At 55.7% G+C, this 22,363-nt stretch carries 12 protein-coding genes; 1 reads left to right on the top strand and 11 read right to left on the bottom strand.

The window, feature by feature from the left end:
- Positions 1–56 precede the first annotated feature (56 nt).
- Positions 57–1,463 carry a PLP-dependent aminotransferase family protein gene (locus ADJ74_RS09030; RefSeq protein ID WP_050343643.1) on the bottom strand — a complete coding sequence of 469 codons (1,407 nt, stop codon included), beginning with the start codon at positions 1,461–1,463 and terminating at the stop codon, positions 57–59.
- 100 nt (positions 1,464–1,563) lie between these two features.
- On the opposite strand from ADJ74_RS09030, the gene ADJ74_RS09025 reads away from it, so the two are divergent.
- Positions 1,564–2,838 (top strand): MFS transporter, encoded by a 1,275-nt coding sequence (locus ADJ74_RS09025; protein ID WP_253271691.1) that lies wholly within the window; start codon positions 1,564–1,566, stop codon positions 2,836–2,838.
- A gap of 519 nt (positions 2,839–3,357) precedes the next feature.
- Here ADJ74_RS09025 and tadA read toward each other — a convergent pair.
- From tadA to ADJ74_RS08970, 10 genes are all read right to left on the bottom strand, one after another.
- A complete protein-coding gene (gene tadA / locus ADJ74_RS09015) occupies positions 3,358–3,825 on the bottom strand; it encodes a tRNA adenosine(34) deaminase TadA (protein ID WP_050343637.1) in 468 nt (155 codons plus the stop codon).
- On the bottom strand, positions 3,815–4,093 hold the full coding sequence (locus tag ADJ74_RS09010) for a hypothetical protein (protein ID WP_009442475.1): 279 nt from the start codon (positions 4,091–4,093) through the stop codon (positions 3,815–3,817). Before ADJ74_RS09010 ends, tadA begins: the two co-directional genes overlap by 11 nt.
- Positions 4,094–4,233: 140 nt before the next feature.
- On the bottom strand, positions 4,234–4,581 hold the full coding sequence (locus tag ADJ74_RS09005; RefSeq protein ID WP_050343636.1) for a histidine triad nucleotide-binding protein: 348 nt from the start codon (positions 4,579–4,581) through the stop codon (positions 4,234–4,236).
- 66 nt (positions 4,582–4,647) lie between these two features.
- Positions 4,648–8,430, bottom strand: coding sequence for a helicase-exonuclease AddAB subunit AddA (gene addA, locus ADJ74_RS09000; protein ID WP_050343634.1), 3,783 nt, complete (start codon positions 8,428–8,430; stop codon positions 4,648–4,650).
- Positions 8,384–11,980: a PD-(D/E)XK nuclease family protein gene (locus tag ADJ74_RS08995; protein ID WP_050343633.1), complete on the bottom strand. Its 3,597-nt coding sequence runs from the start codon at positions 11,978–11,980 to the stop codon at positions 8,384–8,386. The genes addA and ADJ74_RS08995 overlap by 47 nt, the downstream gene beginning before the upstream one ends.
- Complete coding sequence (locus tag ADJ74_RS08990) at positions 11,977–15,057, bottom strand: AAA family ATPase (RefSeq protein ID WP_050343631.1); 3,081 nt, start codon at positions 15,055–15,057, stop codon at positions 11,977–11,979. Before ADJ74_RS08990 ends, ADJ74_RS08995 begins: the two co-directional genes overlap by 4 nt.
- On the bottom strand, positions 15,054–16,199 hold the full coding sequence (locus ADJ74_RS08985) for an exonuclease SbcCD subunit D (protein ID WP_050343629.1): 1,146 nt from the start codon (positions 16,197–16,199) through the stop codon (positions 15,054–15,056). The genes ADJ74_RS08990 and ADJ74_RS08985 overlap by 4 nt, the downstream gene beginning before the upstream one ends.
- Before the next feature lie 58 nt (positions 16,200–16,257).
- Positions 16,258–18,291: an NAD-dependent DNA ligase LigA gene (gene ligA, locus ADJ74_RS08980; RefSeq protein WP_050343627.1), complete on the bottom strand. Its 2,034-nt coding sequence runs from the start codon at positions 18,289–18,291 to the stop codon at positions 16,258–16,260.
- A 7-nt stretch (positions 18,292–18,298) separates the two neighbouring features.
- Complete coding sequence (pcrA, locus tag ADJ74_RS08975) at positions 18,299–20,539, bottom strand: DNA helicase PcrA (RefSeq protein WP_050343625.1); 2,241 nt, start codon at positions 20,537–20,539, stop codon at positions 18,299–18,301.
- Between the two features lie 79 nt (positions 20,540–20,618).
- A complete protein-coding gene (locus ADJ74_RS08970) occupies positions 20,619–22,265 on the bottom strand; it encodes a putative manganese-dependent inorganic diphosphatase (RefSeq protein WP_039980876.1) in 1,647 nt (548 codons plus the stop codon).
- Positions 22,266–22,363: the final 98 nt, after the last annotated feature.

The raw sequence follows: 22,363 nt of genomic DNA, 5'->3' as shown, positions 1-22,363 counted from the left end.
ATGACAAGGTAGAAATTGTAGGGAGGACAATTCACTGCACTCTTGCTTTATTCTGCCTAAAAGATCAACGTCTCCGTCTGCGGCGGGATCGTATTTTCCTCCATCAAATCATGAACAATCCGCAGTCCGCGCGCCAGCTCCTCATTCGTTGGCGGCGAGCAGAGAGCAAGACGGATAAAGGAATGCTCCGCCGCGCTGCCGACGGCAAAGTGATCCGACGAGAGGACACGCACACCGCGATGCTGCGCCTGCGCCTCAAAATTCGCCCCACCGCATCCCACAGGCAGCGGCATCCATTGGAAGAAGCTGCGTGTATTCCCCGTATGTGCAGGGAAGATCCCTCGAAAGATGTGATTGCGCTCCTCTGACATCCGACATTTCTCCCGCATTATACGCTCCGCTGCGCCGCTTTCAATCAGCTCTGATGCGATCTCCGCACTCAGCGGCGGGATCGCCATGCTGATGCTGCGCGCCGCTCTCCGAATGCGCTGCCTAAAATGCGATGGAACAAGCATGTATGCAACACGCAGTCCGGGACAGGTAAGTTTTGACAGGCTGTGCAGATAAACGGACTGCCGCGGGAGGAGCACGGTCATGGGCGCAGCGTCCTCGCGTGCCGTAAAGCCGTAGGCATCGTCCTCAATCAAAAGGATGTTGTGCTTACGAAGCACTGCTGCAATATCCCTGCGCCGCTCCTCAGGCATGACGATGCCGGTCGGATTCGTGTAGGATGGCATAAGATAGACACCCTTGATGCTTATCTGCTGATGCTGCTGTGCGAGCGCATCCGGCAGCATTCCGTCCACATCTCCCTCGATGGGGATGAGGCGGATGTTCAGCTGTTTTGCAAGGCTGATGAAATTCGCATACGTATATCCGTCCACTGCAATTCGATCCCCTGCATCGAACAGCGCAGTGAGTACGATTGCAAGTGCACTCTGCGCTCCGGCAGTAAGGAGGAGATTCGTCGGCTCTGCCGTGAGAGAAAAACGCGCGAGCCAGCGGCACGCAGTCCGTGCATGACGGTCCTCATCCTGCGCACCGAGAAGCGTGAAGAGCCGCGCTGCATCCCTGCCGCGCAGGATCTTCCGCGCGGTATCCGCAAGAATCTCGCTAAGTGAATCGTACGGATGAATGCTGCCAAGTTCAATAAGAGACTTTTTCGTATCTCCTGTTGTATTCGACAACGCTGCATTCGGCGAGACGAACGTCCCGCGCCCAATGACCGCATAGACGAGCCCCTTGTCCGTGCACATACGAAAGGCACGCGTCACCGTGCTCAGATTGAGATCGAGGTAGTCGGCAAGCTCCCGCTGCGGCGGGAGTTTTGTATGCGGTGGCAAGAGTCCGCTCAGAATGTCACGTTCAAGCTGAACGGCAAGCGCACGATAAAGCGGAGGATGAAGCCCCGCGCGTACGGGACGCCACGTCATCGGATAATCATCGAACGAATTGATGGGCATATAACATCTCCTGCAACATTGTCATACATACAATTTTACTGTTGAAATCATACAATAGGCAGTCTAACATAATAATTGTATGTATTATATCACAGGAGAGATGACCGTGGATAGGAAAAACAGCATTGCTTCAACGAGCACAAAGGTATCCGCCTCACTTTATATTCTGCCCTTTATCCTGGTCGGCTCGTTTCTGTCCATCTTCGACCAGTTCGTTATCAATGTCGCCGCCCCCGCCATCATTTTCTCCTTACATCCGTCGGCGGCAGAATTCGAGGGTATTATGAGCGGCTATGCGCTCGTTTACGGCGTGGGGCTGATTGTCGGCGGACGCCTTGGCGACCGTTTCGGACGGCGGCGTATCTACCGTCTTGGGCTTTTTCTTTTTGCCGTGACCTCGGTGCTCTGCGGTACTGCTCAGACGGCACCGCAGCTTGTTGTCGCACGCCTTCTGCAGGGGCTTTCGGGTGCGGTCATGGTGCCGCAGGTACTCGCTCTGATTCGTGTCTCATACGAAGATAATGCACGTGTGCAGGCACTATCTGCATTTGGCGTGTCCATTGGACTCGGACAGATCATGGGGCAGGTACTCGGCGGCTGGATTCCCGCATGGGATTTCTTCGGACTCGGTTGGCGCATGATTTTCCTCGCCAACATGCCGATCTGCCTAATCGCCGGCATTGGCTGCAGGTCGCTGCCCACATGCCCAAACGCTGCACATGGGGCACACCAAAAGCAGCTCGGAAATCCTCTTCGGCTCTTTCGTTATCGTGGATATACGGTCGGAATTTTTCTCAACGTATGCCTGTACGCCGCCATTGTTCCCTTCTTTGTCGTGCTCGGTCTCTACCTGCAGAATATCTGTGAACTCACACCGCAGACGGCGGGGCTCGTCTTTATGGCGGTCGGCACGGGGTTCGTCCTCGCCTCGTCCGCAGGTCCTGCACTCATGCGGAAATTCGCGCCGCCGCGCGTACTGATCTGCGGAACAATCTGTACCAGCGCGGGCATCTTCGCCGTCTTGCTCGGCTCGATCACGGGGCTGGCCACTACGATTCCCTTTGTCATCCTCGCGCTGTTTGTCCTCGGTGTCGGCAATGGCACAGTGATTCCCATTGCAACGGGTGTTGTCCTGCGCTATCTGCCGATGGAGGACGCGGGTGTCGGCGGTGCCATCCTGACGACGGGACAGCAGCTTGCGGGTGCGCTTGGGATTGTGCTTGCAGGTGAGTTTCTCATGGGAGACGGTGCATCCCTCAGCTCTCCCGCCGCCTATGTGGACGGTCTCGCACTTCAAGTGTGCACCGCATCGGCTGCGCTCTGCTGCGCTGCTCTTCTCAGCCGTATCCCTTTCTCTGCGCAAAGTGCGTCCTAAGTTGCAGGATCAAATTGCCAAAGGTACTGCGCTCATCAAGAAGCGGATCGCGTTGATCGATACTCTTACCAAGACTCTGTTGATGTCGCTGGTCTTCTTCTCTTGTTTGTGCTTTAGGTGTACCTTCTGACACAGATCAATGTTTTTGACCTTTAGCAGTCCAATCGCAATGAAGTTGCAGCTGGTCTTCATGCAACCTGACCATCAAATATATGCGTATGTCTGGTATGTCCGCAGATCGCATCAAGGAGTGCTTGCCTTTAAGAATTCGCCTTCTACATATCAAATAAAATCCAGTGTTACATTGAGCTTGAATGGCTTTACGAAGTTCTTGCGGTACGGCGTTTTGTGGTAGAATGTGCGTAGAACATACAGAATATCCTAGTGGTGTTTTGGCAAAGATATCTTACCAAATCGATTCTGTACGTTCTACTTTGTTATGTGTCCGATTTCATTTTACAATGAATCTGAACGATTGGCAGTAACAACTGGGCATTAGGACCTGTTCAGGCCACCAATTCAACTGGTGATTTTGATTCGCCGCTCTCGAAAGAAGTTCTTGAGCAGAGCGGCACACTCCTCGGCCAGTACACCGGCACACACATCCGGCTGATGGTTCAGTCCCGAACAGCCTGTGATATTGAACAGGGATTCACACGCCCCTGCTTTGCTGTCTGCACTCCCGTAAACGACACGGCTGATGCGGCTCATCACAATCGCACCAGCACACATGGGGCACGGCTCGATGGTGACATAGAGCGTCAGCCCCGTCAGTCGCCACCGTCCCAGTGCCTTACAGGCACGGCGGATCGCGATCAGCTCTGCATGTGCTGTGGCATCGTGCTCCGTCTCACGGAGATTGTATCCGCTCGAAATGACACTGCCTGCATCATCAAGGATGACAGCACCGATGGGAACCTCTCCGCATAGATAGGCACGCTTCGCCTCTTCCAAGGCGAGGCGCATGCCATGAAGATCATCCGGCATGAGGCAGTTTTCTCTTTGCATCGGAAATGTCAGCCTTTCCCTGATAAAACAGGGACTGCGTTGCACGCCCGATCTCCAGATGATATGCCGTCTCGGAATCCTCCTGCTTCATCTGTCTCTTTTTCTTCTTTTCTACCTCATCTTCAAAGATAGAGGAAAAGGATTCATCCTTTTCTCGCTCTTCAAACCCTTTTCTGCGCTCAAAGAGCTCATCGTTATTGAAGCGGACGCGCTTAATGCGCATGACACGTTCAACTCGTTCTACCATTGCTGACACCTCCTTATATTCTTATTTACGATCTCATCTTTAATATCGGCATTTCGAGGTAAACCTTAAACAGAAAGGGCATTACAGTTTCATTATTTATGAAACCATAATACCCTTTAATGGTAAAATACATACACTTCTCAGCCGGGCGGCCATGCAAATGCACGTCCGCCGAGAAGGTGAAAGTGCAGATGCCCGACAGTCTGTCCCCCGTCTTCCCCTGTATTAGTGACGAGACGGAATCCTTCACCATCCACGCCAAGGCTGCGGGCAAGCTGCGGAACGACCTCTGTAAGAATATGTGCCGCCAGAGCTCCATCTTCCGCGCCAAAGTCCAGAACGCTGCGGATATGCTTCTTCGGTATGATGAGTACATGCTCCGGTGCCTGCGGGTCTAGGTCGCGAAATGCAAGCACCGTATCGTCTTCATAGACTTTGGTCGACGGAATCTCTCCCTGTGCAATCTTGCAAAAAATACAATCTGCCATGTAATTCACTTCCTTTCAAGGAATCGCTGATATCAACAGGATTCGACGCGAGGAAGAATTTTCCTCCTATGCACTGGCCGCCTGACGCTCCATGCGTACTTCACGACCTGTATCCAGCAAAAACAGGTAGCATTCCTTCACTGGTCGCCCAAGGATCGTCTCTACGGCATCACAGTATAGGTCAATCTGGAACTGATAGCGTGTGCGTGCATCCTGCGGGGAAATATGACGATCCGTCTTATAGTCGAGAAGAATATAATCGCCGTTTTCTTCCTCAAAGAGGACGTCGATGATACCCTGCAGGAAAATGCGATCTGCGTCGTCCTGTGCCTCCTTATAGTATTTCTTCGCCGGCAGGAGCCGCCCGAACGGCAGCTCACGATATACACGCTTCGCCTCACGCAGACGGCGTCCGAGCGCCGAGGAAACGAACCGCCACACATTGCGGACATCGAGGCTCTGATATGCTTCTTCGGTCAGGATTCCCTGATCGAAAAGGGATCGTGCCTGACGCTCAATGGCCGCAATGTCAGGCACCTCCGCAAAATCAAGATGCTGCATGAGTGCATGCATGGCCGTGCCGCGTTCCATCGGACTCAAGGCAGCACGCTTTGCCGTGCGCAAAAAACGCGGCACTTCCCATTCCTGCCCGCCTACCCCCGCTCCAACAGCAGGCGCAAAGGACGGCAGAACCTCCTCATCGGGGAAGTTCTCACGCTTGAGTTCCGTTACGCTGGTCTTTGCATGGATCTGTTCCGTTCCCCTGCTGTCATACGTCCAACTGAGAATAGAGTCGACATACGGTGCACGTACTCCCGGCGGAAGCGGCTCTCCACTGCGAATGGCAGAAAGTTCGGCATCTGCCGCGCTCTCCTCCTCACTGCGTGATGTGCGTACATCTACTTTCTCAATCCGCACGGCGAATCGCGCTTTCTCATCGCTCCATTCCCGCAGCTCGATGCCCTCGACTCCCTCCATCAATGCCTGTCCATCGGGATGCCGCATCAGTGCTAGGGCAATCCAGTCCAGATAGCAGGATGCACCGAGGATGGCGGCATCTGGGAACGTCTCTCCCTCCTCCTTCGCATATTTCCGGCAGAAATCCCGCAGCTGCGCCAAGCGGCTCAAGCCGCTCCGAGAGGTGCGCAGTGTCCCCGTCAGGATGAGTTTTTCCTGTGCGCGTGTCATCGCAACATAGAGGATACGCATCTCCTCCGCGATCGTCTCGCGGCGGATCACCTCTTTGACGCTTCGCCGACCCAGCGTATCATATTTCTGCCGCCCGATTACCGTGTTCTCATATACGCGCACGCCGATCCCCGCATGTGCATGATAGAGCACGTCTCCTGATATATCCTGCGTATTAAACGCACTGGCTATATTCGCGAGAAAAACGACGGGAAACTCCAGTCCTTTACTGCGATGAATGGTCATGATCCGCACGACATTTTCGCTCTCGCCCAATGTCCGCGCGGCAGAGAGATCGGTACTGCGCCGCTGCAGGGCATCCATATAGCGCAGAAAACGAAATAGGCCTCGTTCATTCGTACGCTCAAAATCGCCCGCACGATCGATGAGCATGCGCAAATTGGCCTGCCGCAGGATGCCGTCGGGAAGTGCGCCGACATAGTCATAGTACCCCGATGTACGGTATAGATGCCAGAGCAGCTCAGGCACACTGTGCAGTAAGGCCTCACGCCGCCAGCACCTTATCGTCTGCAGTGCCTCCTTTGCCTTATTTCGTACAGCAGGCGGAACCTCCTCTGCGTCTGCTCCCTTCAGAGCATCGTAGATCGAGCCGACAGGTGTGTGAATGCGCAGCAGGGCAAGTTCCTCCATCGACATCCCGATCATCGGCGATGTGAGGACGGCTGTCAGCGGAGTATCCTGCCTTGCATTGTCCAGGACAGCGAGAAGGGAAAGCATCATGCGTATTTCGCTTGCCTCAAAATACCCTGCCGTATCATCTGCATAGGACGGAATGCCCGCTTCTCGCAGGGCATCCATCAGGATGACTGCCCGTTCCTTTGCGCCGCGCAGCAGGACGACAATATCGCTCCAGCGCAGAGCTTTTCCGCTCTGGACAGTATATCCTGCATCGACCAGCTCTTTGATGCGACGCGCGATATAGTGTGACTCCACCGCAAAGGCAGCCAGCTCTTCGCCCTCATCATCCGCCTCCTCTGCGGAGTAATCCGCATCCAGGAGATCGATCTCCAGTGGCGATGCCAAAGATTTCCCCGCAGGATCGTCGTCAAAGGTGCGTCCCGGATTCAGGCGTGCACTCTGATCGTAGGCGATCTCGACCGCCGACTCCGTCATGATCTGCGAGAATATCTCATTGATGGGCTGCAGCACCTCGGCTCGGCTGCGGAAGTTCTCTGACATGGTGATCAGTTCACCCGCAGAGCTGCCCTGACGATAGGCACGATAGGTGTGTTGGAAAAGACTCGGATCCGCCAGCCGAAAACGATAGATACTCTGCTTCACATCGCCGACAATAAAGCGGTTGTCATCGCGCGCGATCTGCCGCAGGATGCCCTCTTGAATCCCATTCGTATCCTGATATTCATCCACCATGATCGCTGTATAGTATGCACGAAGCTCCTCTGCGATATCCGTCGGATCAACGGTATTAAGATCATCCTGCAGCTGCTCTGGATGTCGACACAGGAGTGCCAACGCACGATGCTCCAAATCACTGAAGTCCAAAAGAGAACGATCCAATTTTTCCTTTTGAAAGGCATGATGAAAATCCAATGCCAGACGGGCATATTGACGAATGGCGGTATTCGCCCTATTCTCCGCGGCACAGATCTCCTCTGCTGTGGCGGGCAGCTGATCGACAGCGGCGTCCCATGCCTTGTAAATGTTCGTTATCTTTCTTCTCAACGCACCGCCAAGCTCTGGATCATAGTTCTCGATGGACTTGTGCGGGATGCTTTTCCGCTGTTTCTTTGCAGCAGCTGCATCCACACGAAAGCGTTCCCATGCCTGATCTTCTGCGCCGCTTATGAGGAGCTGCAGCCCGCCCTGCAGTTCCTCATAGAGATCCAGATTATGATGGATGACTGCCATGTATTTCTCAGCTGCCGTGTGCAGTTCCGCATCCCCCTGCATCAGAACGTCCATTGTGCTGTGGTATCCGGCACATAGATCGAACAGTTTCTCGTGCAGCTCTCGCGCCAGCACATCAAACCCACGCCGCTTCCAGTACGGCACATCATCTTTTTCCTGTCCCTGCCGGCTGAGCCATACCGCAGGCGAAGGCTGACTGAGCGCGAAGTCATAGAGTGCGAGCACCTCTTCCTTGAGTTTCTCATCGTCCCCCTTGACACCTCCATAGGCATCGGCAAAGGCAAGAAATTCATCGCTGGCCTCCTCATATTTTCGCTCAAGGAGTTCATCCATGACATCGCGTTTGAGCAGACGTATTTCCTGCTCACTTGCCAGACGAAATGTCGGAGGTATGTCGGTCGCGTCGATATGCGCCTGCAGAAGTCGCTGGCAGAATGAATGAAACGTGGAAATGTCTGCGCCTGTCAGCAGAATGCGCTGACGCTCAAGGCGGTCAATTTCCTTGCTGATGCCGGCGTCCCCGGCAATGGCATCGATCTCCGCATTGAGTGCCGCCTCGATACGCTCGCGCATTTCAAGAGCGGCGGCCTTCGTAAAGGTAAGAACCAGAATACGATCCAGGGACAGCTCCTCATTCCGCACCTGCGAAATAATACGTTCCACCAGTACGCGCGTCTTTCCGGAACCTGCCGCTGCCGCGACGAGAATATTGTGTCCTCTCGCATCAATCGCGCGCTGTTGGTCTGCTGTGAATGTCAGCCGATCCGCCATCGCAATTCACCTCCTCTACGATCCGTGCAATTTCTTCCATCGCCTCCTGCGCATTATCGGCGATATCGTGGTATACGTCCCCCTGCCTGAGCGCAGGATCGAACGTGCAAATCGTATGATAGTCACAATACGTACACGCATTACGATCCTGAAAGCGATAGGGATAGACGCGGATATCTCCGTGCAGAATGTCCTCCGCCGTCGCACGGATCAACTGCGGCAAAAAGGCAAGAAGCTGCTGAAACTCCTCGCGCGAACGTACAAATTTTGCCGAGGATTTGGAGAGACTGTTATCTTTGTTGAACGAGATGCAGATATGATCCGCCGCCTGATCGAGCTGCTTCATGATATCCGCATCGTCGAGCAGCATCCCCGTGAGTTTCATTCCCTCCATTACCTTGCGCCGAAGCGCTGCTTCATCCAGGCGCACGTTACAGGGGACAACGGGATTTTTCACCGGAGCATAGAGCATCCCCGCGGGAAACGCCTCCTCCGTATCCAGGATGGAGCGCACGACGAAGAGATACAGGAGAAGCTGCATCTTCAGGCCGTGCCGAATCTCAGGCAGGAGAAGGGACGTTGCCCCCGTTTTATAGTCGAGAACCAGATAGTAGGCATGATGATCCATCACGTCCAAACGGTCGATCTGCCCGCGCAGAGAGAGCGTCATGCCGTCCGCGAGCGGAAAATCCGCCAGGCGGACGCCGTCATTCCTGCGCCCGAAGCTGATCTCAAACCCATAGGGATGAAAAGAAGATGCCGCCGCCCATGACGTAAGATGCTGTATGGTCTGTTGTGCTGTGCAGCGGATCCGCTCGATGCGGTGCCGATAGCTGGCACGGCTCATCAGCACGGTACTGTGCACCTGCGGGATCAGTTCCTGCAGTAGTTCCTCGATCTTCTCTGGAGCTTCTGCCAATGCCGCGCACCAATCGTTGCCGTATGCACTGCGCACCCACTCACCGTAGCCGCGCAGGATGCCGTGCAGAAGTGTCCCGAAATCATTACTCTGAAATTCGTAGCGATCCCGCTGCTGCAGCCGCAGCCCGTACATAGCAAAGTGGCGGAACGGGCACTGGCGAAACGTCTCCAGCCGTGTGGTACTACCGCTGAGCCTATGGTCGCGCGTAAACAGCCGAGCTGCCACGGGAGCAGGGATGGACCGTTCGCGCGGCGGGAGAAAAAGTCCATGGAGCATACGCCGCAGGAGCGGCTGCATCACAGCATCCTGCAGCATCCAGTTGTAGACATCCCCCCACATGGCGGGCATTTCCCCGCGCTCTTTCTTTTCACGCAGCGCAGCAGTCAAATGCGAGAATGCAGGATACGGTGCAGAGAGGAGCAGCGGATCATCTCGCCCAGCCAAGGCAAGCGGGATGGAGAAAAAGGAACTGCTGATTCGGCGCAGCCGTGCGATCAGCGGCGACGGAGCAAGGGTCGAACCATCCACCGAAGAAAGCGCATACGACACCCAGAGGTAGTCGCGTGCCTCCGTAAATCCACGGTAGAGCTGATACCGTTCCAAAAAGCTCTGCTGCGTGCGCCCCCCAAAGACGGTATGCCCGGAATCCGCTCCCGCTGTCTGAAGAGACTCACCGATGAAGAGGAGCTCTGTATCGGAAAATACGCCACTCGTCCTTCCCGCTCGCGGCATGATGCCGGCATTCGCCCCAATGACAAAAACAGCACGCGCTCCCGCGATGCTGTTCTGATCAAAGGAGGCAACGGTGACATGATCCAGCCCCGGCGGAATCAGGGCAATGGACATGGCGTCAAGTCCATCGCTCAAGAGCTCCTCATAGTCCCGACTCGATAGCGGGTCGTCTCCGCGCACCTCGACCAGCTGATCAAAAAGTGCCATGCAGGAACTCCAGATCTGGCGATGAGCGGCAGCATCCGCCAATCGACCTTCCCGGTCTGCCGTTTCGCTCCACAGGCGGAGTGTCTGCGGAACACGTAACTCATCGAGGAAGTCGTAGAGTGCCTTCGTACGCGCACGCGCCGTGCTCTCATGCCGTCGCAGGTGCCCGGTCAGCAGGGAAAGCGGTTCTGCAATCCGACGGCGTAGATGATCCAGCCACTGCTCTTCCCTGAGGCGTTCTTCCTCCTCGTCCAAATGCAGCTCATGTTCTGTGACCCGCCGCTGGACAAAGTCCCACGGCTCTGTCGCCGTCCACTGTGATTCACTGCGAATCCCGTAGGCAAGGCAGTAGTTTTCCAGACGATCGACAGCCTCCTGCCAATCCGCACAGAGTGGAAGAGCATCTTCGTCCTCCTCCGTTCCGAGCAGCGGAAAGAAGCCTGTGCGCAGCGCACGGAAGACAGTCTCATACGCCCACCCACGCCACGTCATCTGTGCAACAGCACGCAGGAGCTCAGCAAGCGGATGATGCGCACTCGGGCGTTTGACATCCAGATAAAATGGAATGCCGCAATCCGCAAAAGCAAGTGAGAGCAGATCGCCGTAGAGATCGACATCACGCACAAGCACGGCGATCTCGCGGTAGCGATACCCATTGTCGCGTGCGAGGCGGAGGATGTCTGCCGCCGCCGTCTCCACCTCAAGACGCGGATTGGCTGCCTCGACGATACGTATGGAATCATCCTTCGCGGGCGTGATATGTCCGTGGCCGAACAGCTGTGCTTCCAGCAGACGAAGCCCCTCCGTCCGCGCCCGATGCTGCACTGGCATCAGTCGAATTCCAATCTCCGCCGATGGCTGCTCCTCCGTAAAGATCTGCTGCAGGAGGTGCATCGTCTGATAACTGCGCGCAAACAGCCCCGTATCATAGATATTTTCCGGCAAATTGGTAAATACATGCGTTCCATCATCACGTCCGTCCATCGTCAGGCTGACATGAACGGTATCAGCAACGTGAAACAGCGCGCGAAATACTGCAAGTTCCTGCGGATTGAAAAAATCGAATCCGTCCACCCACAGTTCGGCGCCGCGCAGAAATGGTGCATCAATGAGCTGTGCGGCGAGCCGCTCCATCCGATCGGTGTGATCGGTCAGTCGTCCCTCCATGCGGGCAGCGAGTTCGTCCATGATCGTGGCAAGTTCTGTCAGCTTCGCTGACAGTCGTGCATGCTTTCCTGTACTGACATCTGCTGCCTGACGCAGATGATCGGAGCTGAGCCGATCACGCTTCAGCTCTGCGATCGTATGCCCGAGCACCTCCGTAAACCCACGCTTGTGCACGGAGCGCTGAAAGACGGAGAGTTCTCTGCTGTGCTGCAGCAGAATATCCTTGAGCAGAATACGCCTGCCGATATCGCTGATGCGCGGCAGATGTTCCCCGCCGGTCTCAAGCAACACCTGCCGAGCAAGGCGACGAAACCCAAAGACATACACTTGAAGGAATCCCGCTCCATGCGTCAGAGCCTCGGCCAGTGCCCGCTCCGCCGCATAGGTCATGTGCTCAGGAACGAGAAGGATACGCTGACGCCCGAGCGGCTCCTCCCGCAGCACATCCTTCATCGCCGTGAGACAGTCATATGTTTTGCCCGTACCCGACCGCCCAATGATAAACTCCAGCCGTGCCGTCATAATGCCAATCCCCCGCTTTGCGTAAAGGATGCATAGCTGCCGTTCTGCCCGCGGCACACTTCCAGATGGACGGGAATCCGTGCACGCAGTTCCTCGATGTGAGAAATGATGCCAACCAGCCGACCGCCCTCACGCTGCACATCGAGAAGCGCGCGAATGGCAACGTCAAGCGTCTCACTGTCCAGAGATCCGAAGCCTTCGTCGATGAAAATCATATCGAGATGCATTCCACCCGCATAATGCTGCACAACGTCCGAAAGTCCAAGTGCCAGTGACAGGGAGGCGAGGAATGTCTCTCCGCCGGAGAGGGTGCGTGCGAGACGCGGGAAACCCGTATACTCATCAAAGACATCGATCTCAAGCCCCCACCACTTCTTCTTTTGTCCGCCCTCCCCGTGGATAAAGCGGTAACGTCCCCGGCTCATCATCATCAGCCGCTCGTTCGCGGCATCGATGACATCCGACAGAATCGAGCGAAGAACATAGGTCTGAAAATGGATCTGATAGGGTGGTTTTGCTGCAGCGACATTCGCGAGTTTCCCGATCACACGGTAACGCTTATCGCGGGCTGCTCCCGCCCGTTCCAGCGCATCCATTTCCTTGGTCATGCGCGTATAGAGAGCCTTGCGCTCCATGCGGACGCCCTGTGCTCGCGCGCTGTCCTGCACACGCTGATCGGCGATGCGCTCCGCTTCGGTCAGTGCCTCCATGTCCGGCGGACAAAGCCCCTCTGCTGCTGCCTCGGCCGCCTTCACCAGCTCCTCTGCCGCCTGAAACGCCGTATCATACGCGGTGATACGTTCACGTACTTTTTCCAGATAGTCGCTCTTTGCCCAGTCTCCCACAATCGCATGATGGTATTCTTCCTCGGTCAGAAAATCTGCTGCACAATATGCAGCCGTATACGCTTCCTGCGCCGCTTGCCGCACTTCTTCCGCTTCCTTCAGAACGCGCTGCGCCGCCGCCTTAGCACTCTCCGTACGAGCACATTTCTGCGCCGCCGCCTTCTCACGCTTCTCTGCTTCAGCGCGGGCGGTTTCCGCTGTTTTTACTTCCCGTTCCAGAAGTGCCGCCGCTTTTCGTACTGCCTCTGCATCACGATACTCCTCGGGCAGCTGACGCTCCAATGCATTCTTCTCCCCCTCATGAAGCCCTATGAGATTACGATTCTTTTGAAGCAGGGCTTCCTGCTCTTTCTGCTGCTCCTTCCGCGCAAAGAGCTGCTGCTGCTCTTCGGCATACGTTTTCTCAAGGGCTTTGCACGCATTCTGTGCACGGCGAAGCTGCTTTTCCCGTTCCGCGACACGCGCACAGAACGCCTCCATGGTTTCATCCGCGAGAAGCTCTTTTATGCGTTTTTGCTCATGGAGAAGCTCCTGCTCAAGCCGAAGGCACGCTGCCTTTTCCTGCTCTGCCTGAGCAGTGCATTTCTGCAGCTCCTTTTCTGCTGTTTCCACATGCTGCATGCATACCTCCATCTCTTGTGCGGACGGGATCTCCTCCGCATGGACGGCAGGACTTGGATGTGTGAGAGATCCGCAGACCGGACAAGGTGTGTCTGCCTGCAGTGTCTGCGCCAGACGTGCGGCACTACCCATGTCGTAGAGGGTGCGCAGACGGTGCTGCGTCGTCCGCACGTCGGATAATGCCTCCTCTGCCGTCTGCAGTTTTTTCTGCGATTTTTTGACACGTGTGCGTGCTGATGTCAGTGCATCTTCTAGTTCACGTATCAGGTCTGACGCCTTTTGGCAGTGTTCAAGCTGTTTCTTCTTCTGCTGAACGATCTCACTCCCGACCAGGATCTGATGCAGTCTTGCACGTTCTTCTTCGTACTTCTTCTGTGCCTCGGTGAGACGTTCAATCTCCGCTGCGCCGCTTTTATATTTTTCTTCTCCCTCTACGGCACGGACGCGAAGATCGCGCAAGGCAGAAGTACATTCCTGGTAACGGCTCGCCAGCGGTTCGTAATCCCTCATGCGGCGCAGCTGCTCTACATTTTTCGTATGCTCATCTGTATGGGCTTCCACTTGCTTTAGGCATTCTATGGATGCATCATGTTCCGTCTTCGCAGCAGCGCAGTCCTCTGCTGCGGATGCGTATGCCTCTCTGCGGGTGCGTTCCGTGTTCAACGCTTCGATGTAGCTGCGCTCCTTGTAGAGCACCGGTTGTGCACGCTGTGCACGTGACAGGCGCACACGAAAGTCGCGGACAGACTCTGCCTGTTCGCGCTTTTTTTCCAAATCACTTTGTGCCGCATCCCGTGCACTGAGTTTCTGCTGTGCAGCAGCCCCCTCTTCACGTGCCCGCCGTGCACTCTTCTGCACCTTTTCGTGCTCCCGCAAGATTTCGTCCTGACGGCGTATCTCCTCCGAAAGTTCAGAGAGACGCGTGCGGAGTTCGTCCGATGACGCCATTCCCTCTGCGCGCAGAATGCCTTCCGCGCGCTCACGCTCCGCCTGTGCCGTCCGCTCAAGCTGCTGTGCCTCTTTCGTCAGTGCTTCTTCAATGCGCTGATACCGTTCCGTACGGAAAATACGCTGCATAATGGCGCTGCGATCCTTGACTTCTGCCAACAAAAACCGCTGAAACTGTCCCTGTGGGAGGAGAACAACCTGACGAAACTGGTCGGCATCGAAGCCGATCAGCTGACTGATGCGTTCCGAGACATCCGTGATGTTCGCGGCAAGCAGTTTTTCCTCGCCCGTCTCGCCAACATCGGGCAGACGAAATAGCTGTCCCGTTGCTGCCCGCCGCGTCATCTTACCGCGTGACATGCGAGAATAGGCCGGTGAACGCAGCACACGGTAGCGGCGGCGCCCGAGCGCGAATACATACTCCACCTCCGTCGCCCGATCCGGCGGTGCTGTGGAGGAACGCAGCATTGCTCCCTCGCGTATATCCCCGCTGGACTCTCCGTAGAGGGCGAATACGATCGCGTCCAAAATCGTGGTCTTTCCGGAGCCCGTCGCTCCATGGATCAAAAGGAATGGGGCATCGGCAAGGGCTGTCTCAAAGTCCAAAATCTGCTCGTCCACATAGGAACCGAACGCCTGGATGCGGAGTTTCAGCGGTCTCATTGCATTCTCTCCTCCCGTTCCAACGCATCGATGACATGCGTAAGTTCCTCGGTCTCCTCCTGCGTCATCTCCTCCGTGGTCATCTCCGCATAGAAATCCGCAAAGAGATGGAGATCTGACTTGCCGCGCTCATAGTTTCGTACTTCGCTGGAGGAATGTCCCATGTGAATGTTCGGGCGCGTGATGAGAAAAAGATTTGGATAGACGCGGCGCAGCTTTTCATGGGCGGCGAGTACGGCATCTGTGTCGGTAAGCTCCACGCAGATATAGTCCTCATGAGAAAGAGGATCGAATCCATCGGACATGATCTCAGCCATTTTTCCTCTCACGATCCGCACATCATGCCGCGGTGTCAGCGGATAGAATGTGTGGGAGACAGCCCCTGCTGCATCGATATCAACCAACGTGACGCCCTTTTTCTGATGTGACTCATCAAAGGAATACTTGAGCAGAGACCCGGCGTAGCGAATCTGCTCCGCCCCCGCACGCTGGGGCGCGTGCAGGTGTCCGAGAGCCGTGTAGTTGTATGGTCTAAATTTATCCGCATGCACCTGATCACTGCCGCCCACGGAGAGGGTATGCTCGGATTCGGAGGTCTGACCGCCGATCACAAAGGCATGGGCAACGGCAACACTGCGTGCGCCCTGCGGTATCATCGCCCGTGATGCGGCAATCTGAACATCCAATGCCGTATCGAAGGACGGTGTTTCGTCCAGCGAAAAAGCCTCACGGACATGCGGCGGATCCCCATAGGGAAGCAGCGAGAAGTACACGTCCCCGAATGCATCGGACAGCACCACGGGAGCTGTCGCCGCGTCGACAGTGCCTGCAATATACACACCGGAGGATTGCAGCAGCTGTGCGCCGAATGCCAGACGAACAGCACTGTCATGATTGCCTGCAATACAGAGAACCTTGATCCCCTGCTCTGCCAGTCGTGTCAGCACTTCATTAAACAACGCTACGGCTTCGGGCGGCGGTACTGCCCGATCATAGACATCACCCGCGATAACGAGTGCATCCGGTCGGACGTCGCGGCACAATGCCAAAAGTTCTTCCAGCACATACGCCTGATCTTCCGTCATGTGCCGCTGTCCAAAGAGTTTGCCCAGATGCCAGTCTGCTGTATGGATAAATCGCATGATAGTCCCTCATACTACATGACAATTCATACTGATCGTCGGAGGCTTTTCTCGCCCTTTACACGCCGTCCTTTTCTTCCGAAATCATGGCGTGAAGGGCTGCCTCGTCCAAGACGGGAATGCCGAGGTCCTCCGCCTTTTTCAGCTTGCTTCCTGCCGCTTCTCCCGCGACAAGATAATCGGTCTTCTTTGAAACAGAACCCTTCACCAGCCCTCCATGCGCCGTGATAAGGGCACTGCATTCCTCACGGGACAGAGTCGGAAGTGTGCCCGTGATGACAAAACTCTTTCCGGCGAGTGCCTCCCCCACACGCTCCGTTCGTGTTCCCGCAAAGTTTACCCCAGCTGCACGCAGGCGATCCAGCAGGGCACAGGCGGATGCAGAGGAGAAGAACTCCGTCAGCTTCTGTACCGTAATCTCACCCATATCCGGGACAGCGAGAATGCGTTCCGGGGACTCATGCGCCGCCTCCTGCAGGGCATCAATGGACGAAAACTCCTGCATCAGCGCGGCAGCTGCCGCACGTCCGATACCAGCAATTCCCAGCCCCGTCAATAGACGCTCGGGAGGGTTTTGCTTACTCGCTTCGATTGCCGCAAGACGCTGATCGACACTCTTTGCGCGGCCGATCAGTCCAGAGGCAACGAGCTCCTCTCGATGTTCATGCAGAGAAAAGATATCTGCAACATCATGGATATATCCTGCGTGGACAAGGGCAATAACAGCAGCCGCTCCTAGTCCCTTGATGTCCATTGCACTGCGGCTGACGAAGTTCAGGAGATGGTTCTCGATCTGTGCCGGACATACAGGATTTTGGCAGCGCATATCCGCCGTATCTGCTTCTCGTACGGCATGTGCGCCACAGACGGGACAGACATCCGGTATCACATAGGGGCGACTGTTCTGCGGTCGTTTGTCCTTCAGCACCGCCTTGACGCGCGGGATGATTTCCCCCGACTTATAGACGAGTATGGTATCACCGATACGGATGTCCAGACTGTCAATATAGTCCTGATTGTGCAGGGTTGCCCGCTCGACACGCGTTCCGCAGAGCCCCACAGGATCGAACACGGCCGTCGGTGTGATGCGCCCAGTCCGTCCGACGGAAAGTTCAATATCGCGAAGTACCGTCTCCTTTTCCTCCGGCGGATACTTATAGGCAATCGCCCAACGCGGCGCCTTTGCCGTCACGCCAAGTTCCTCACGCATGGCAAAGGAGTTCACCTTGACCACGGCTCCATCGATGTCATAGGGCAGGCTGCCGCGCCGCACACCGATCTCCTCGATGGCGGCCCAGACCGCGTCCGCCGTACGGCAAACGCGGTAATTCGCTATCGTCTTGATCCCCTGAGACTGCATGAATGCATACGCCTCGGTATGAGAGGAAAATACGCGGCCGTCACTGCGCTGCAAATTGAATACGAACATAGACAGCCTGCGCTCCTTCGTGATGCGCGAATCCAGCTGCCGCAGAGTTCCTGCAGCACAGTTGCGCGGATTGGCAAAGGGCTTCAGCCCGAGGAGTTCCTGCCGCTCATTGACCTCGGCAAATGCGGCGCGCTTCATATAGACTTCGCCGCGCACCTCAAAATATGGCAGTGCATCATGCAGCTTCTGTACAACATCGTCGATCACGCGTGCATTCGCTGTCACGTCTTCTCCCTGCACAATGCCGTCACCTCGTGTGATCGCACGTGCAAGCACACCGTTCTCGTAGCGAAGCGCCAGAGACAATCCGTCGATCTTTTCCTCGACGACAAATTCCGCCGCAGGAAAATGCGCAAGGACATTATCGACAAACGCATGAATCTCTTCCTCGGAGAATACATCCTGCAGGGAGAGCATCGGAACATCATGAGGAACGAGTAAGCCGACTTCGCGCTGTGCTGAGCCTCCCACGGTGCGTGTCGGCGAGTTCTTCGTAATGAGCTCCGGATACGCTGCCTCAAGTTTTTTCAGGCGCATCATCAGCATATCGAAGTCATAATCCGAAATCTCAGATTCATTATCGTCATAATACTGCTTGGAATACTTCCGTATTTTACGCCGCAGCTCTGACAGCTCTGTCTTTACCTCATCAATCTTGCTCATGATCTCCTCACAGCTTCAAAATCGGTGCATACTTTTGCACGAACTTCTTGATTCCTTCCCCCGGAAATGCAATGGACAGCTCGGCATCCTCACCTGATCCGCTGATGGCGACAATGCGCCCGTCCCCCCACTTGCTGTGGCGTACGGCATCCCCCGCCTTAAAGGCTGCCGACGCGTCGGGGCGGATCACACTGCCGTCCGCCGCCGTATGCTGCGGCGGCGGCATATAGCGTTTTCGCTCCGTGCGAGTACTGCGCTCACTCCATATATTGGATGGTGCACGCAGATCAGCCCCGCCGAAAAAGTCCGCCTCCTTATGCTCGACCAGCTCCTCCGGAATCTCTGCCAGAAAGCGCGAAGGCCGCGACATCTCCGTACGCCCGTAGATCGTCCGCTGCCTTGCATAAGTGAGGTAGAGCCGACGCTCGGCGCGCGTGATGCCGACATAGCACGTACGCCGCTCCTCCTCAATCTCCGTATCATCGAGCAGCGTGCGGGAATGCGGAAAGAGCCCTTCCTCCATCCCCGCCATAAAGACGGCGGGAAACTCCAGCCCCTTCGCCGCGTGAAACGTCATGAGCGTCACTGTCCCGTCCGACTGCTCCGTCTGATCGACATCGGAAATCAGCGCAATCTGTGCGAGGAAATCCGCAAGTCCGTTCTCCCCCTCCGCTGCACCATCATCAAAGTTCTTCGCCACACTGATGAACTCACGCAGGTTTTCGAGACGGTCACGGTTGTCTTCCTTCTTCTCCTCCTCGAGCGCAGCGGCATAGCCGGACGTCTCGATCACATCCTCGACAATCTCATGGATGGGACGCGTTCCGAGCTGTCCCATAAAGGTAAAGACCATGGCAGCGAACTCCTCCAGCGCCAGCTTTACCTTGGCGGAGAGTTTTGGAATCATGGAGAGCAACTGAGCATCCGTAATCACCTCAAAGAGAGATATGCGGTACTCCTCCGCCGTCTCCATCATGCGAGCGATGGACGTAGGGCCAAGACCACGGCGCGGGACATTGATGATGCGCAGAAGGCTCAGTGTATCGCGAGGATTGTAGATCACACGCAGATAGGCAATAATGTCTTTAATCTCACGTCGATCATAGAAACGCACCGAACCAACCATCGCATACGGGACACCTGTCGCGTAAAAAGCCTCCTCAATATTGCGTGACTGCGCATTGGTGCGGTAGAGCACGGCAATATCGCCATACTTGACATGAAACATCGTGTGCAGACGCTCCACCTCCCGCACGATATAGGAGGCCTCATTCTTTTCCGTTGCTCCCTCATAGATCGTAATGCGGTCGCCGGTCGGATTATCCGTCCAGAGCTCCTTCTTCTTGCGCGTCAGGTTGTTCTCGATCACAGCATTCGCTGCCGCAAGAATATTCTTCGTCGAGCGGTAGTTCTGCTCGAGCAGGATAACCGTCGCCTCCGGGTAGTCCTTCTCAAAGTTCATGATGTTCCGCATATCTGCGCCGCGCCAGCCGTAGATCGACTGGTCAGCATCGCCGACAACACAGATATTGCGGTGCTCTGCGGCAAGCAGCTTGGTGATCGCATACTGTGCGCCGTTCGTATCCTGATACTCATCCACAAGAATGTACTGGAACTTCTTTTGGTACTTCGCCCGTAATTCCTCATTCTTCGTGAGGAGTTCCACCGTCAGCATCAGCAGATCATCAAAATCCAGTGCATTGTTCTCCTGCAGCTTGGACTGATAGAGTGCATAGATCTTGGCGACCTGCTCGGCAAAGAAATCCGTTGCCTGCGCCGTAAATGCCGCGACATCAAGCAGACGGTTCTTCGCATCGGAAATATGCGCCTGCACCGCGCCGGGAGCGGTATGCTTCTCGTCGATATTGAGCTCTTTCAGGCACTCACGGATCAGCCCCTTGCTGTCCGCAGCATCGTAGATGACGAAGTTCTTCGCATAGCGCCCGTAGTGCTCGAGCTCCATGCGCAGAAAGCGGGCACAGAACGAATGGAATGTGCTCAGCCAAACGTCCTGCGCCGCATCTCCGATCAGTGCATCCACGCGTTCACGCATCTCGCGGGCAGCCTTATTGGTAAATGTAATGGCAAGGATGCGGTAGGGCGGAACACCATGTTCCAACAAATTGGCGATGCGAAATGTCAGCACACGGGTCTTTCCGGACCCCGCGCCGGCAACGATGAGGAGAGGCCCCTGCAGGCACGCGACAGCGCGCTGCTGTGGCTCGTTCAGCCCTTGCATCAAATCCATAGAATCGTCCCTTTCACTCCAAATAAGAAAGGCGGGGCCGCCGCCACGGCAACTCCGCCCCTCCCGTATACAGTATCCCTTATGTCTTAATTCGCTTGACCGCTTCCGAGAGCGGCGGAATGATCTGCTTCTTGCGCGACATGACGCCCGGCAGATAGAGATGTGTTCCGCTCGTATCCTTGCGGAACGCCTCTCCGATCAGCGTGCGCGGTGAGCCCGTAAAGAGCAGATAGGTCGCCTCCTCGAGAATATCCGTAATCATGACGAGACTGAGGTCAAAGCCCTCCGTGTCGCAGATGGACTTCATCGCTGCGAGGAGCTCATCCTCCTTTGCCATGATTTCCTTCGTGTCCATCACCGAGGTCTGACTGACGACGACACGATAGGCACCGATGGTGAATTCCTTGAGGTCGTTGCGTACAATCTCCATCGGCGTCATATTGCCGACACTGGAGCCCGCCTTCAGCATCTCGAGGCCGTACGCGTTCATATCCACGTCTGCGATTTCAGCGAGACGCTCCGCCGCCTGTTTATCCTTTGGCGTGCAGGTCGGAGACTTGAACAGCACCGTATCAGAGATGATGGCGGAGAGCAAGAGCCCTGCAATCGACGGAGGAATGTCGATGTCGTTCTGCCAGTGCATATTAGAGACAATCGTTGCCGTGCACCCGACTGGCTCGGCGTGAGTGTAGATTGGTTCGCTCGTACTGATCCCACCGAAGCGATGATGATCGATGATCTCGATGATCTTCGCCTCCTCGATGCCCTCGACCGCCTGGTTGCGCTCGTTGTGATCGACAAGAATCACCTGTGCCGGATCGGAGACCCCCAGACGGTCACGGCTCACGAGACCGACGATGCGGCCGTTCTCCAATACGGGATAATTACGGTAGTTGGTCTCCTCCATGATTCCCTTGATATCAGACAGGAGATCGAGCGGCTTGAAGCAGACGGGATTATCGTGCATGATGCGCCGAATGGGCACACACTGGTTGATGAGCCGCGCTACGGTATAGGTATCATACGGCGTCGAGAGGACGAAGATACCACGCGTCTCTGCTTCCTCCAGCGCCTCTGCCGGAACGCGACCGTCCCCGGTCACGACAAGGCAGGAAATCCCCTGGTTAATGCAGGTCAGAATCGTCTCGGGCTTTCGGTCACCCACGAGCACGATGTCGTTCCCTTTGATGATCTTCTTAATCGTTGCAATACTTCCGGCAGCGATGCGAATCTGTCCCTTGATTGTCTCCGACTCATCACCGGAGACAAGCACCTGACTGTCGGTGGCATGAATGATGTCGCGATAGCGTACACGCATATCCGCGAGATTCGTCATGCCGAGCTCCTGAAAATACCGCTTGGCAAGATCACTGACCGAAACGATGCCAACGAGAAGTCCCTGGCTGTCCGTCACGGGAATCGAGCGCAGATCATTCTCGCGCAGAACCTCCCCCAGATTGCGCAGGGTATCATGCTGGCGCACAACGATCTTGCAGTCCATCGCAATATCCTTGACACGCGGATAAAGATCGGGGATCAAGAGCGGCTTTTCGACATGGAAGTACTCCAGTGCAAACCGCGTTTCCTTATTCACTTTGCCGGCGCGTGCGGCAATGGCATTGACGCCCATGGCCTGTTTCAGATGGGCATAGCCGATCGCGGAGCAGATCGAATCCGTGTCCGGATTACGATGCCCAATGACATAAATTGGCTTCGCAACGTTCAAAATAGTACCTCCTATTACGGTTCTATCCACCGCATACATCCTTGTTATTATAGCATATTCACTGATTCGATTCCATAAGCAAAAGAGATTCGATAAGC

This window comes from Selenomonas sp. oral taxon 478, assembly GCF_001189555.1.
GTDB lineage: Bacteria > Bacillota > Negativicutes > Selenomonadales > Selenomonadaceae > Centipeda > Centipeda felix.
This window is presented reverse-complemented; position numbering and strand designations above follow the sequence as displayed.

What these genes read in the sequence shown, in the direction of transcription:
- ADJ74_RS09030 (WP_050343643.1), bottom strand. Translation starts at nt 1,463, where the DNA reads ATGCCCATCAATTCGTTCGATGATTATCCGATGACGTGGCGTCCCGTA.
- ADJ74_RS09025 (WP_253271691.1), top strand. Translation starts at nt 1,564, where the DNA reads ATGACCGTGGATAGGAAAAACAGCATTGCTTCAACGAGCACAAAGGTA.
- tadA (WP_050343637.1), bottom strand. Translation starts at nt 3,825, where the DNA reads ATGCCGGATGATCTTCATGGCATGCGCCTCGCCTTGGAAGAGGCGAAG.
- ADJ74_RS09010 (WP_009442475.1), bottom strand. Translation starts at nt 4,093, where the DNA reads ATGGTAGAACGAGTTGAACGTGTCATGCGCATTAAGCGCGTCCGCTTC.
- ADJ74_RS09005 (WP_050343636.1), bottom strand. Translation starts at nt 4,581, where the DNA reads ATGGCAGATTGTATTTTTTGCAAGATTGCACAGGGAGAGATTCCGTCG.
- addA (WP_050343634.1), bottom strand. Translation starts at nt 8,430, where the DNA reads ATGGCGGATCGGCTGACATTCACAGCAGACCAACAGCGCGCGATTGAT.
- ADJ74_RS08995 (WP_050343633.1), bottom strand. Translation starts at nt 11,980, where the DNA reads ATGACGGCACGGCTGGAGTTTATCATTGGGCGGTCGGGTACGGGCAAA.
- ADJ74_RS08990 (WP_050343631.1), bottom strand. Translation starts at nt 15,057, where the DNA reads ATGAGACCGCTGAAACTCCGCATCCAGGCGTTCGGTTCCTATGTGGAC.
- ADJ74_RS08985 (WP_050343629.1), bottom strand. Translation starts at nt 16,199, where the DNA reads ATGCGATTTATCCATACAGCAGACTGGCATCTGGGCAAACTCTTTGGA.
- ligA (WP_050343627.1), bottom strand. Translation starts at nt 18,291, where the DNA reads ATGAGCAAGATTGATGAGGTAAAGACAGAGCTGTCAGAGCTGCGGCGT.
- pcrA (WP_050343625.1), bottom strand. Translation starts at nt 20,539, where the DNA reads ATGGATTTGATGCAAGGGCTGAACGAGCCACAGCAGCGCGCTGTCGCG.